Origin of the sequence: Micromonospora sp. NPDC049580, assembly GCF_040675595.1 — a bacterium.
GTDB lineage: Bacteria > Actinomycetota > Actinomycetes > Mycobacteriales > Micromonosporaceae > Micromonospora.
Genome location: NZ_JBFAPG010000141.1, coordinates 1 through 12459, shown reverse-complemented (window position 1 = coordinate 12459; position 12459 = coordinate 1). Strand labels below are relative to the sequence as shown.

15 protein-coding genes are annotated in these 12459 nt (G+C 71.7%); 13 read left to right on the top strand and 2 right to left on the bottom strand.

Going from position 1 to position 12459, the window contains the following annotated elements:
• Positions 1 to 123 precede the first annotated feature (123 nt).
• The 3 genes from AB0J68_RS14410 to AB0J68_RS14400 all read left to right on the top strand — a co-directional run bounded on the left by AB0J68_RS14410 (position 124) and on the right by AB0J68_RS14400 (position 3614).
• Positions 124 to 891, top strand: coding sequence for a hypothetical protein (locus tag AB0J68_RS14410; protein ID WP_363938809.1), 768 nt, complete (start codon positions 124 to 126; stop codon positions 889 to 891).
• A gap of 2 nt (positions 892 to 893) precedes the next feature.
• Positions 894 to 1904, top strand: a complete 1011-nt coding sequence (locus AB0J68_RS14405) for a nucleoside triphosphate pyrophosphohydrolase (RefSeq protein ID WP_363938808.1) — start codon at positions 894 to 896, stop codon at positions 1902 to 1904.
• Between the two features lie 90 nt (positions 1905 to 1994).
• Positions 1995 to 3614: a DUF885 domain-containing protein gene (locus AB0J68_RS14400; protein WP_363938806.1), complete on the top strand. Its 1620-nt coding sequence runs from the start codon at positions 1995 to 1997 to the stop codon at positions 3612 to 3614.
• A 19-nt stretch (positions 3615 to 3633) separates the two neighbouring features.
• On the opposite strand, the gene AB0J68_RS14395 is transcribed toward AB0J68_RS14400, so the two are convergent.
• The gene (locus tag AB0J68_RS14395) at positions 3634 to 4326 is read right to left on the bottom strand and encodes a hypothetical protein (protein WP_363938804.1); all 693 of its coding nucleotides are present in this window, start codon (positions 4324 to 4326) and stop codon (positions 3634 to 3636) included.
• A gap of 213 nt (positions 4327 to 4539) precedes the next feature.
• Here AB0J68_RS14395 and eno point away from each other — a divergent pair, with 213 nt between their 5' ends.
• The 5 genes from eno (at position 4540) to AB0J68_RS14370 (ending at position 8627) form a co-directional block, all read left to right on the top strand.
• Positions 4540 to 5823 carry a phosphopyruvate hydratase gene (eno, locus tag AB0J68_RS14390; protein ID WP_355132839.1) on the top strand — a complete coding sequence of 428 codons (1284 nt, stop codon included), beginning with the start codon at positions 4540 to 4542 and terminating at the stop codon, positions 5821 to 5823.
• A 78-nt stretch (positions 5824 to 5901) separates the two neighbouring features.
• On the top strand, positions 5902 to 6540 hold the full coding sequence (locus tag AB0J68_RS14385; RefSeq protein WP_363938802.1) for a septum formation initiator family protein: 639 nt from the start codon (positions 5902 to 5904) through the stop codon (positions 6538 to 6540).
• Between the two features lie 34 nt (positions 6541 to 6574).
• Complete coding sequence (locus tag AB0J68_RS14380) at positions 6575 to 7132, top strand: DUF501 domain-containing protein (protein WP_363938800.1); 558 nt, start codon at positions 6575 to 6577, stop codon at positions 7130 to 7132.
• Entirely contained in the window at positions 7129 to 7650 is a 522-nt protein-coding gene (locus AB0J68_RS14375; RefSeq protein ID WP_234584104.1) for an amino-acid N-acetyltransferase, read from the top strand. Before AB0J68_RS14380 ends, AB0J68_RS14375 begins: the two co-directional genes overlap by 4 nt.
• A gap of 35 nt (positions 7651 to 7685) precedes the next feature.
• Positions 7686 to 8627 carry a Ppx/GppA phosphatase family protein gene (locus AB0J68_RS14370; RefSeq protein ID WP_363938798.1) on the top strand — a complete coding sequence of 314 codons (942 nt, stop codon included), beginning with the start codon at positions 7686 to 7688 and terminating at the stop codon, positions 8625 to 8627.
• 142 nt (positions 8628 to 8769) lie between these two features.
• On the opposite strand, the gene AB0J68_RS14365 is transcribed toward AB0J68_RS14370, so the two are convergent.
• Positions 8770 to 8964 carry a DNA-binding protein gene (locus AB0J68_RS14365; protein ID WP_354854151.1) on the bottom strand — a complete coding sequence of 65 codons (195 nt, stop codon included), beginning with the start codon at positions 8962 to 8964 and terminating at the stop codon, positions 8770 to 8772.
• Positions 8965 to 9063: 99 nt separating this feature from the next.
• On the opposite strand from AB0J68_RS14365, the gene AB0J68_RS14360 reads away from it, so the two are divergent.
• The 5 genes from AB0J68_RS14360 to AB0J68_RS14340 all read left to right on the top strand — a co-directional run bounded on the left by AB0J68_RS14360 (position 9064) and on the right by AB0J68_RS14340 (position 12458).
• Complete coding sequence (locus AB0J68_RS14360) at positions 9064 to 9429, top strand: hypothetical protein (protein WP_363938796.1); 366 nt, start codon at positions 9064 to 9066, stop codon at positions 9427 to 9429.
• A 150-nt stretch (positions 9430 to 9579) separates the two neighbouring features.
• Entirely contained in the window at positions 9580 to 9912 is a 333-nt protein-coding gene (locus AB0J68_RS14355) for a PadR family transcriptional regulator (protein WP_007455685.1), read from the top strand.
• On the top strand, positions 9909 to 10922 hold the full coding sequence (locus AB0J68_RS14350) for a hypothetical protein (protein ID WP_363938794.1): 1014 nt from the start codon (positions 9909 to 9911) through the stop codon (positions 10920 to 10922). Before AB0J68_RS14355 ends, AB0J68_RS14350 begins: the two co-directional genes overlap by 4 nt.
• Before the next feature lie 130 nt (positions 10923 to 11052).
• Entirely contained in the window at positions 11053 to 11559 is a 507-nt protein-coding gene (locus AB0J68_RS14345) for a hypothetical protein (RefSeq protein ID WP_363938792.1), read from the top strand.
• Between the two features lie 212 nt (positions 11560 to 11771).
• Positions 11772 to 12458 carry a dienelactone hydrolase family protein gene (locus AB0J68_RS14340; protein WP_354854158.1) on the top strand — a complete coding sequence of 229 codons (687 nt, stop codon included), beginning with the start codon at positions 11772 to 11774 and terminating at the stop codon, positions 12456 to 12458.
• Position 12459 lies beyond the last annotated feature (1 nt).

Genomic DNA, 12459 nt, shown 5'->3' with positions numbered 1-12459 from the left:
GGGGTCCCCCCGCCGTTCCCGCCGACCGGCCTCGTGCGGCAACGAGGTACGCCCGCGCCCGAGCGCGAGGGTGGAGGTGGGGGGCGTCACAGCGCCCGGTGATGGCGTGAGAGAGTGACGGTCATGCGTGCTCGCCGTCTTGTCGCCGCCGCCACCGTGGCGGTCGGCATCGTCGCCCTCTCCGGTTGCCGTGCCGAGCCCGGTGTCGCCGCCTACGTCGGGGATCACCGCATCACCCAGGATGCGGTCACCGCCATGCTGGACGACCTGCGGGCGAAGAACCCGACGCCCCCCGCGGAGGACCCGTCCGCCGCCGCGCAGCCGCGGCTGCCCGGCCCGGCCGAGGTGGCCAGCGTGCTGGTGCTCGGCGAGGTGTGCGGGCGGGTGTCCAAGGAGAAGAACTACCAGCCGCGCGCCCAGGTGTCGCCCGAGCAGGCCGCCCAGCAGTTCGGGCTCTCGCCCGACACCCGGTACGTGCGCTCGGTCGCCGAGCTCTACACCTGCCTGTCCGGGGTGCCGTCCGGCGAGGCGGTCGCCCCGACCGACAAGGAGTTGGCCGACGTGGTCGCGGCGGGTCGCAAGGCCGCCAAGATCCCGGCCAACGTGAGCGACGAGGACGCCGCCCGTCAGCTCGACGGCGAGCAGTCGCGCGACCAGTTGCGCGCCGCGCTCGCGACCCGCAGGTCGCTGGTCGAGGCGGTCGAGAGTCACGACGTGACCGTCAACCCCCGGTACCGGCCGCTGGAGTTCCCGGTGCTGACCTTCGAGGGCAACGCTCCCGCGGTGAGCGTGCCGCTGGGCGAGGCGGGCTCCGGAACGGTCACCGACGTCTCCACCCCGGACGCGGTGCCGTCGAGCGCGAACCCGGACGCCGAGGGCACGGCCAGCTGAGCATGACGGCACGGATCGTCCTGCTGGTCACCTCACCCCGGTTGCCGGCCGGCCTGCTGACCTCGGCCGCCTGGGACGCCGTACGCCAGCATCCGGTCCTGGCCGGCGCGGAGAGCGAGTTGACCACGGCCGTGCGCCAGGCGGGCGCCGAGGTGAGGATCGTGGACGGCCCGGCGACGCAGCCCCTGCTCGACACGGTCGCGGCGCACGGCACGGCGGTCTGGTTGGCCGGCCCGGCCGGCGACGAGGCCCTGGCCCGGGAGCTGGGTCTGCGGCTGGCCCGGGAGCCCGGGCTTGCCGAGTTGGAGCTGATGTACGGCTCGTGGGACCCGCCGGGGGCCCGGCTGCTCGACGCGGTGGCCGTGCTGGACCGGCTGGCCTCGCCGGGCGGCGACCCGTGGAAACGGGCGCAGACGCACCGCAGCCTCGCGGGCTACCTGCTGGAGGAGAGCTACGAGGCGTACGACGCGATGGTCGCGGACGACACCGACTCGCTGCGTGAGGAGTTGGGCGACGTGCTGCTGCAGGTGGTCCTGCACGCCCGGCTCGCGGAGGAGCTGCCCGAGGGCGAGCGGTGGACCATCGACGACGTGGCGGGTGGCCTGGTCGACAAGATGATCCGGCGCAATCCGCACGTCTTCGCCGGCGCCGAGGCGGGCACGCTGGAGGAGATCACCGCCAACTGGGAGCGGATCAAGCGGGTCGAGAAGGCGCGCGATTCCGTCCTGGACGGTGTGGCGCTGAGCCAACCCGCCCTGGCCCTGGCCGCGCAGATCCTGGAACGCGCCACCCGCAACGGCATCGAGGTCCCACCTCCGCTGGCCGCCACGCAGGTGGATGCCGAAGCGAGACTGGGCGCGAGCCTGCTGGCAACCGTCGTCGCGGCCCGCGAGGCGGGTATCGACCCCGAAGCGGCCCTCCGCCGGGTCACCCTGGCGTACGCCCAAGCCGTCCGAGCCGCCGAAACCCAGCCCGCACCCCCACCCCCACCCCCACCCGTCGACCCGCGGTGATCAAGAGGTTCGCGTGAGGATCCGGCTCGGATCTGACCCAAACCTCTTGATCACCGAGGTGGGCGCGGGGGGCTGGGTAGGGTGGGGCCGGTGGAGGAGTTTGGGGTACTCGCGGAGCGGGTTGTTGAGGCTCTGCTGGAGTCGCGGCCGGGGGTTGCCACCTCGGCGGGCGATCATCGGTTCGACGACCGGCTGCCTGATCTGTCCGCCGACGCGCTGGCCGCCGATCGGGTGATGCTCTCCGACGCGGCGAACGCGCTGTCCGAACTGGACCCCGACTCGCTGGACGTCGACGAGCAGGTGGATCACGCGCTGCTCACCTCCTTCGTGGACCGGGAGCTGTTCGAGCTGACCGAGATCCGGTCGCACGAGTGGGATCCGCTGCACCACAACCCCGGTCCGCTGCTGCACCCGCTGCTGGCCCGCCCGTACGCCCCGGCCGAGGTGCGGTTGACGCAGCTCGCCGGCCGGCTCGCCGCCGTACCGGATGCCCTCGCCACCGCCCGCGCGACGCTGCGGGACATGCCGCGGATCCACGCCGAGACGGCGGTCGGGCAGTTCACCGGCACGGCCGCGCTGATCCGCGACGAGCTGCCGCCGCTGCTCGCCCAGGCGCCGAGCGCCCTCGACCGGGTCGAGCCGGCGGCCACCGCCGCGATCGCCGCGCTGGAGGAGTTCGTCGCCTGGCTGCGCGCCGGCCTGGCCGCCGACGCGGGCCCCGGCCGCGACCCGCGACTGGGCCGCCGCCGCTGGGAGGCGCGGCTCTGGCACACCCTCGACACCGAGCTGGGGGCCGCCGAGATCCAGCGCCGCGCCTGGGCCAACCTGGACCGGGTCACCGCCGAGATCCGCGACGCGGCCGTCGAGCTGGTCGGTGGCCGGGCCGACGACGAGACGGTACGCCGGGCGCTGGACGTGCTCGCCGCCGAGCACCCGGACGACGCCACGATCGTCGAGCTGGCCGGCGTGACCCTGGACGAGGCGACCGACTTCGTCCGCCTGCACGACCTGGTGACCCTGGTCGACGACCGGTGCGTGATCCAGGAGATGCCGGAGTTCGCGCGGGGGGTCGCGGTGGCGTACTGCGACTCGCCCGGCCCGCTGGAGACCGCAGCCCTGCCGACCTTCTACTGCATCGCGCCCACCCCGGCGGACTGGTCGGCCCAGCGGGTGGACTCCTTCTACCGCGAATACAACGATCACATGGTCCGCAACCTCACCGTGCACGAGGCGATGCCCGGCCACTTCCTCCAGCTCGCCCACGCCCGGCGGCACGCCGGCGGCACGAGGGTGCGGGCGCTGGCCCGCTCCGGCCCGTTCGTCGAGGGATGGGCGGTGTACGCCGAGGAGCTGATGGCCGGGCTCGGCTTCGGTGGCCTGCCGGTGCGGTTGCAGCAGCTCAAGATGCAGCTCCGGATGACCATCAACGCGCTGCTCGACCAGTTGGTGCACGCCGAGGAGCTGCCCGAGGCCGAGGCGATGGCGCTCATGACCGGGCGCGGCTTCCAGGAGGAGGGCGAGGCGGCCGGCAAGTGGCGCCGGTCGCTGCTCACCTCGACGCAGCTCTCCACCTACTTCGTGGGGTACAGCGAGATGGCCGAGATCGCCGCAGCCCGCCCGGACGGGGTGTCGGTGCGCGACTGGCACGACGCGATGCTCGCCCAGGACTGCCCGCCCCCGCGCCACCTGCGCACCCTGCTGGGCATCTGACCCGGCTCGGTCGAGCCGGTCAGGAGCCGCCCGGCCGACGGTCCACCACGCCGGCTCCGGCGGGCGGGTCGAAGGCGTTCTTCTCCACCGTCTCGGAGTAACTGCTCAACGCCAGCTCCATCGGTTTGCCGTCGACCGCGCCGAGGAAGCTGCCGAGCACGCCCTCGGTAGTCACGCAGGCGCTGAAGTCGCCGTCCGAGCGCTGCACCTCGACGCACGCGGCGTGATGCCCGGCGACTGTGGTGTCGCTCTGCTTGATCACCGCCTGCGGGTCGAGTGCGGCGGCGGTCAGCAGCCCGACCACCACCGGCGGGGTGACGAGACCCTGCCGGTTCGCCTCGGTGAAGAGCGCCACGGTGGGCTTGCTGCCCGGGGTGGGTGGCGCCACGAGCGTGCACGCCATCCGACCGCCGGTCGCCGTGCAGCGGGTGACGGCGTCCGGCGTGACGGTGAGCCGCCCACCCGGGTAGGTGTACGCGGAGCGGGCCGGATCCTGCGCCTGCACGATCGCGGCGGTCTGGCCGCCGGGCAGTTGGTAGTTGGCCGAGTAGGTCAACTCCAGCGCCCGGTCCAGGCGGGCCGCGAGGTCGTTGACGAGATCCGAGCGACCCATGGCGCGTCCGGCGTCCTCGTATGTCTGACAGCCGGTGACCGTGAGCGACGCGATGACCGACACGGCGAGCATGCGGAGGGTGGTCGAGGCGGCGGGCATGACGACCAGCCTGGTGGATCAAGTCGGCGCAGCGCAAACCCGTTGCCGGTTGACGCCCGGAAATCCGGGAATGTCCGTCAGTGCGGGGCGACTCGGGTGCGCGGGCGACGCCGTGCCCGATCCCGCCGCCCGATACGCTGCGTTCAACACCTGCCTCAGCCGCACCGTCGCGGCCCACCCACGGACCGGATCACAACAACGAGGAGCGACTCAGTGGCAACCATCGAGGGAATCGTCGCCCGGGAGATTCTCGACTCGCGGGGCAACCCGACGGTCGAGGTCGAGGTCGGCCTGGACGACGGCACGGTGGCCCGCGCCGCAGTGCCCTCCGGCGCCTCCACCGGCGCGTTCGAGGCGATCGAGCTGCGCGACGGTGACGCCGACCGCTACCAGGGCAAGGGCGTGGAGAAGGCGGTCTCCAACGTCGAGGACAGGATCGTCGACCAGATCATCGGGTACGAGGCCAGCGAGCAGCGGCTCATCGACCAGAAGATGCTCGACATCGACGGCACCGACAGCAAGTCGGAGCTGGGCGCGAACGCCATCCTCGGGGTCTCCCTGGCGGTGGCGAAGGCGGCTGCCGGCAGCGCCGAGCTGAGCCTCTTCCGCTACCTGGGCGGCCCGAACGCGCACCTGCTGCCGGTGCCGATGATGAACATCCTCAACGGTGGCGCGCACGCCGACTCCAACGTCGACATCCAGGAGTTCATGGTCGCGCCGATCGGTGCGCCCACCTTCCGCGAGGCGCTGCGCTCGGGCGCGGAGGTCTACCACGCGCTGAAGTCGGTGCTGAAGAAGAAGGGCCTGTCGACCGGGCTCGGTGACGAGGGTGGCTTCGCGCCGAACCTGCCCACCAACGCGGCAGCCCTGGACCTGATCGCCGAGGCGGTCGAGAAGGCCGGTTACCGGCTCGGCACCGACATCGTGTTCGCCCTCGACGTGGCGGCCACGGAGTTCTTCGACAACGGCACCTACACCTTCGAGGGCGCCGCGAAGTCCGCCGAGGAGATGAGCACCTACTACACCAAGCTCGCCGACGCGTACCCGATCGTGTCGATCGAGGACCCGCTGGCGGAGGACGACTGGACGGGCTGGCAGACGCTGACCGCGTCGATCGGCGACCGGGTGCAGATCGTCGGCGACGACCTGTTCGTGACCAACCCGCAGCGCATCGCCCGCGGCATCGCGGAGAAGGCGGCCAACGCCGTCCTCGTCAAGGTCAACCAGATCGGTTCGCTGACCGAGACCCTGGACGCGGTGGACCTGGCCCACCGGGCCGGCTTCAAGTGCATGATGAGCCACCGCTCCGGCGAGACCGAGGACACCACCATCGCCGACCTGGCGGTGGCGACGGGCTGCGGCCAGATCAAGACCGGCGCGCCGGCCCGCTCGGACCGGGTCGCGAAGTACAACCAGCTGCTCCGGATCGAGGAGGAGCTGGCCGACGCGGCGCGCTACGCGGGCGCCGGCGCGTTCCCGCGCTACCGTTCGGCCTGAGACGTGGTCGGGAAGCCCCACCGCGGGGCTTCCCGGCAATCTCTGTAACGCATGGAGCCTCGGGGGAGGGGTGTGACGATGCAGCGCCGCACACCGGGTGGTCAACGTCCCGCCCGTCGACCGGGTCAGTCCGGCCGGCCGGGTGCTGGCCGGGCCGCCCGTGGGTCGCTCCGGGACGCCGGCGTACGCGCCGAACCGCGCGGCGCCGCCGGTCGGGCGCCGGGCGCGGTCCGGGGCGCCGAGGGCGTGCGCTCCGCGAACCGTCCGGCCGCTGCCCGGCGTACGGCCTCGGGCGGCGCCGTGAAGCGGCTCGCCGCACCCCATCCCAATCGCTTCACCGGCCGGGCCACGGTGCTGTGCGCGGTGCTGATCGCTCTCGCCCTCGCGTACACCTATCCCGTGCGCGTCTACCTGGACCAGCAGGCCGACATCGAGCGGATGGAGGCCGCCCAGGCGGCGCAGGAGGCCGAGATCGCCAAGCTCGCCGCCGAGGCCGCGAAGTGGAAGGACGACGAGTACATCACGACGCAGGTTCGGGAGCGGTTCTTCATGGGCCGGCCGGGCGAGAAGATGATGGTGGTGCTGAACGACCCGGAGGGCGCCGCCCGCGACGCCGGGAAGTCGCCCGGCTCGGGCGCCCCGGCCGGTCCGACGACCTGGTACGACACGCTCTGGTCGAGTGTGCGGGCGGCGGACAGCCAGCAGCCGGGCAAGTGAACCACCGACCAGCACACCAGGAGAGACGAGCACCGTGACTGTCGCACCACCGCCGGAGTCGGCGGCGGATTCCGTACCCCTGCCGCAGCGGGAGCCGGCCACCGAGGCCGACCTGGCCGCGGTGGCGGCGCAGCTCGGCCGGACGCCCCGGGGCACCCGGGCGGTGGCCCACCGCTGCCCGTGCGGCCTGCCCGACGTGGTGGAGACGACGCCCCGCCTCGCCGACGGCACCCCGTTCCCGACGCTGTACTACCTGACCTGCCCCCGGGCCACCGCGGCGTGCAGCCGGCTGGAGTCGGCCGGGCTGATGCGGGAGATGGCCGACCGGCTGACGACGGATCCGGAGCTGGCCGCCCACTACCGGGCCGCGCACGAGGACTACCTGGCCCGCCGGGAGGCGATCGGCGAGGTGCCGGAGATCGCGGGCGTCTCCGCCGGTGGGATGCCGGGCCGGGTGAAGTGCCTGCACGTGCACCTCGGCCACGCCCTGGGCGCCGGCCCCGGCGTGAACCCGTTCGGTGACGAGACGTTGGCGCTGGTCGAGCCCTGGTGGGCGAGCGGCCCGTGCGTCGACGTGCCCTCGGCCGAATGACAGCGCAGGCCGAGGGGCAGATCCTGGTGCGGCGGGCCCGCACCGGGGACGTACGGGGCATCCGCCGGTTGGTCGACACGTACACCGACGACCGGCGGCTGCTGAGCAAGGCCACCGTCACCCTCTACGAGGACGTGCAGGAGTTCCGGGTGGCGGTCCGGCCCGACGACGGCGTCGTGGTGGGCTGCGGAGCGTTGCACGTGATGTGGGAGGACCTGGCCGAGATCCGCACGGTAGCCGTCGACCCGTCCTGCCGTGGCCAGCGGATCGGGCACCGGCTGGTGGGTGAGCTGATCGACGCGGCCCGGGAGCTGGGCGTCGCGCGGATCTTCGTGCTGACCTTCGAGACCCGGTTCTTCGGCTCGTTCGGGTTCCGGGAGATCGACGGCGCTCCGGTGCCGCAGCCGGTCTACGAGCAGCTGCTGCGCTCGTACGACGAGGGTGTCGCGGAGTTCCTGGACCTGGAGCGGGTCAAGCCGAACACGCTGGGCAACACCCGGATGCTGCTGCGCCTGTGAGCGGCGCGGGTCGCCGGTTGTCGTAGGGTTGCCGGGTGACGACGCGTGTTGCGGCCATCGACTGCGGGACCAACTCGATCCGACTGCTGGTCGCCGACCTGCCCGACGAGTCGGCCGGGCCGCAGGCCCCGCTGACCGACGTGACCCGGCGGATGGAAATCGTCCGGCTCGGGCAGGGCGTGGACCGGACGGGGCGGCTGGCGCCGGAGGCGATCGAGCGGACGCGGGTGGCGCTGGCGTCGTACGCCGCCGACATCGAGAAGTTGGGCGCCCAGCGGGTGCGGATGTGCGCCACCTCGGCCTCCCGGGACGCTTCGAACGCGGCCGATTTCACCGAGATGGTGCGGGCCACCCTCGGGGTCGAGCCCGAGGTGGTCAGCGGCGACGAGGAGGCCCGGCTGTCGTTCACCGGTGCGGTGCGCGGCCTGCCCGCCGACGCGTTGGAGCCGTTCCTGGTCGTCGACATCGGCGGTGGCTCCACCGAGTTCGTGGTCGGTGACCGGGCGGCCGGCGTGCGGTCGGCGATCTCCGTGGACATCGGCTGCGTCCGGATGACCGAGCGGCACCTGGCGGGCGACCCGCCGACGGCCGAGCAGATCGCCGCCGCGCAGGCCGACATCGCCGCCGTCGTGGACCGGGCGCTCGCGGCGGTGCCCGGCCGCGAGGCGGCCACCCTGGTCGGCCTCGCCGGTTCGGTCACCACAGTGGTCGCCATCGCTCAGGGCCTGCGGGAGTACGACCCGGAGCGCATCCACCACGCCCGGGTGTCGTACGAGGCGGTGGCCCAGGTGACCGCGGACCTGCTTTCGCGGACCAGCGCGCAGCGGCTGGAGATTCCGGTGATGCACCCGGGCCGGGCCGACGTGATCGGGGCGGGCGCGCTCGTGCTCCGCGTGATCATGGAGCGGGCCGGAATGCCCTCGGTGGTCGCCTCGGAGCACGACATCCTCGACGGCATCGCCTGGAGCCTCCAGTAGGCCACCCGCGTCCTTGATCGACTCCGCATCGCCGATATCGCGGTATCCGGGACACTTGGACACCCCGATATCGGCGATCTCGTGTTGATCTAAGCGCTTGGCGTCGCCTTCAGGCAGTAAGCGGCCTGAGTAGGGCCGTTCTTCAGTCTTCGTCGTCCAGATTAGGGCGGTGCACGCGGATCCAAGCCTCGATGTCCTCGGTGCGCCAGATTCGCCCCGTGGCCAACGCTTCATACGGCTCCGGCCAGTCGGGACGCTTCATGAGCTGCTCCACGCGCTGCCTGCTGACGCCCAGCCGCATCCGAATCTCGTATGCACCCATGAGATTCCGGCCCATTCCTCGGAGGCTAGACATGCCCCTACTAGTCAAGGCCCTAGTTGGGCAACACCCTACTAGGGTCTTGACTAGGGGCTACGATGCGATCACCCTTAAGTAATGGCAGCGTCCAACGTTTCCCCAGTTCACGACCGCCAGCGTCGGGCGATGCGCCCACATCTGCCGATGCGACCTCTGTGGCTGTGCCGGGTGTGCGCTGCCGCTTGGCCATGTCAGCCGGCGCGGCTGTTGTTGACCATGGAGTACCGACGTGACCGGGTCGGCCTGAGCGTCTACATGGCTGGCCTGTTGTTTGAGGCCACCGCAGATCTGATCAAGCTCAATCCGAACCCGGCGCCATCCCCGGCCGACCTGTTCGCCAGGTTCGTGGGCTGGACCGCCAGGGGGTCCGAGTCCGCCCCGACCACCCTGGGCGTCGTGCCGACTGATCCCGCAGGCCGGGATGGACCCCCGCTGTCTCGGTGATCGACTCAATGTCGGCGATATTGCGGTGTCCCGTCGGGCGGATGCCCCCACATCGCCGACCTGGAGTGGATCAAGCGCCCGGGTCCCGCTCGGCGCGGCGAGGGCCGGAATCGTTGACGCTACTTCGCATTGCGCACTAGTGTGCAATGCGTGGACACCACACAGTTGTTGAAGGGCGTGCTCGATCTGGCCGTCCTGGCCGTCCTTCGGGAGGAGGACGGCTACGGTTACGACATCCTGCGCCGGCTCCGCGAGGCCGGCCTGGAGGAGATCGGCGACGCCTCGGTCTACGGCACGCTGCGCCGCCTCTTCGCCGCCGGCCTGCTCACCACCTACGTCGTGCCGAGCGAAACCGGCCCGCACCGCAAGTACTACTCACTCAACGCCGCCGGGCGTGACCAGTTGACCCGCTCCGGCAAGCTCTGGCGCTCGTTCGCCACCACAATGGACACTCTGCTCGACGATCGGGGGCTGGCGGCATGACCGTCACGGAGCAGGAGATCACCGACTACGTGGCGCGGGTCCGGGCCGCTCTGGCCGACCTGCCGCCCGACCGGCTCAACGAGCTGACCGAGGATCTCGCCGACCATCTCACCGAGGTCGCCGCCGAGGCCGAGGGCACCCTCGTCGAGCGGCTGGGTGAGCCGGAGACGTACGCCGCCGAGCTGCGCGCCGCTGCCGGCGTCGGCGTGGGCGGTGGGCGCAACCTCGACCAGCGGGTCGCCACCGCCGTGGTCCGGCTCCGCGGCCGGCTGCGCGCGATCGACACCCGGCTCGGCCCACCCCTGGGGTACGCGACGGCCAGCGACTTCCTCCGTCTGCTGCGCCCGGGCTGGTGGGTAGCGCGCGGCTATCTGGCGGCGATGCTGGTCACCGTGATCACCACGGGTGGGAGTTTCGGTCTGCTGCCCCGGTTCGGTGGGGAGCTGCTGGCCGGCCTGATCATGCTCGTCGGTTTCGTGCTCGCCTCGATCTGGCTCGGTCGCCGATCCGGTCAGTTGAGCCGCTGGCCACGGTCCGCCTTGCAGGTCGGCAGCGCGGTGCTTGTGGTGTTCGCGCTCTCGGCCCTGATGCAGGCCGAGAACCGGATGCGCTACGGCGACTACGGCTACGACCCGACGTCTGTCGACAACCCGTACGACCGGATCAGGGACGTCTTCGTCTACGACAGCGAGGGTCGGCTGGTGGAGAACGCCCGGCTCTTCGACGAGAACGGCAACCCGATCCGGCTCGGCTATCCGGACTGCGCCGACCCGGCCGCGGCCTACGGCAATCCGCTGCTGCGGGCCTACCCGTACTGCCCGGACCAGGCGCCCTTCGGGCCGCGAGGCCCGGGCATGCCCGGCCGGCCGACGAGCGGGCCGCAGCCGACCGGCACGTCGACGCCGAGCGAGACCCCGGCGGTTCCGACCCCTGCGCCGAGCACGGCGAGCCCGAGCGTGACGCCGAGTGCCACACCGAGTGGCGACCCGACCCCGACCGCGACGAGCTGACGGGTGATGTGAACCAGATCATGCACACGATGCTGGGAAATAGCTGAACGGACGAGGCGAGCGGGACGACACCGGAAATCAATGATCGTTACGGTGTCGTCTGCTCATCCACCCCTCGGAAGGAACCCCCGTGTCAGAGCAGGTCGCACCGCCCCCCGCGTCCGACGCCGCGCCGCAGCAGCCGGCCGTCGAGACGCCCGCCCAGCCGGGTGTCGAGACGCCGCCCCCGGCCGAGCCGGAGGCGAAGAAGTCCGGTGGGAAGAAGGCGCTCGGCATCATCGGCGCGATCGTCGTGTTTCTCGTCGTCGCCGGCCTGAAGTTCGGTCTCGGCGCGGCGATCGGCAACTTCCTGAACAAGGACGAGACGGCCGACGCCAAGGCCGGCGACTGCATCGCCGAGCTGCCCGAGATCAAGGGCGACAAGGAGGAGGAGGTCGACGGCGCCAAGGTCGTCGAGTGCACCTCCACCGACGCCGCGTACAGCGTGGTCGGCCGGATCGACGGGCAGACCGAAGCCCAGGCCAAGGCCGAGACCACCTGCAACGAGTTCTTCAAGGAAGACCAGGAGGGGTACGTCTTCTACAGCATCGAGTCGGGCAAGAAGGGGTACGTGCTCTGCCTGACCAAGAAGGCCTGACCGAAAAGGTCAGACCGAGCTGAGAGACCGATGACGGCGGTGGGGGAGCGTTCCCCGCCGCCGTCGGCATACCCCCGGTCACCGTCCGGCGAACAGGAGGTGAATGCCACTGTTCCGGCGTCTTCCCGGCGGAGGCGCGGCATGGCAGGCTACCGGCACGTAGGACCACTGGGCGACCAGCCAACGATGACTGACCGCTAGGAGGACGGCCGATGGGCGACATGGTGAGCTACCGCAGCAACGGGGGTACGAGCGAGGGGTATCTCGCGATACCCGCCAGCGGCACGGCCAGTCCCGCCGTCATCGTCATCCAGGAGCGGTGGGGCCTCGTCCCGCACATCCGGTCGGTCGCGGACCGGTTCGCCGAGGCCGGCTTCGTCGCCCTCGCCCCGGACTTCTACCACGGTGAGACCACCAGCGAGCCGGACGAAGCGCAGCGTCTGCTGCTGGCGATGCGGATGGACGAGGCGGCGAAGGACATCGCCAGCGCCGCCGACTACCTCGCGGGGCGGCCGGAGGTCACCGGCAAGGTCGGCGCCGTCGGGTTCTGCGCCGGTGGCAGCCTCGCCCTCTGGTCGGCGACCCTCTCCGAGCGGATCGTCGCCACCGCCGGCTTCTATCCCGTGCTGCCCTGGGAGTCGATGCGCCCCGACTGGGTCGACTACGCCGGCAAGACGGCCGTCATCCACTGCTCCGAAGAGGACGGCACCTCGGCCGCCGAGGGTGTGCAGACCGCACGCCGGGCCATCGAGGAGGCCGGCGGCACCTGCCAGCTCTACGACTACCCGGGCACCTCGCACTCGTTCTTCAACGACGACCGGCCAGAGGCGTTCGACCAGCGTTCCGCCGCCAGCGCCTGGGCCCGCACCCTCGAACTCTTCCGGGCCAAGCTTGGCTGAG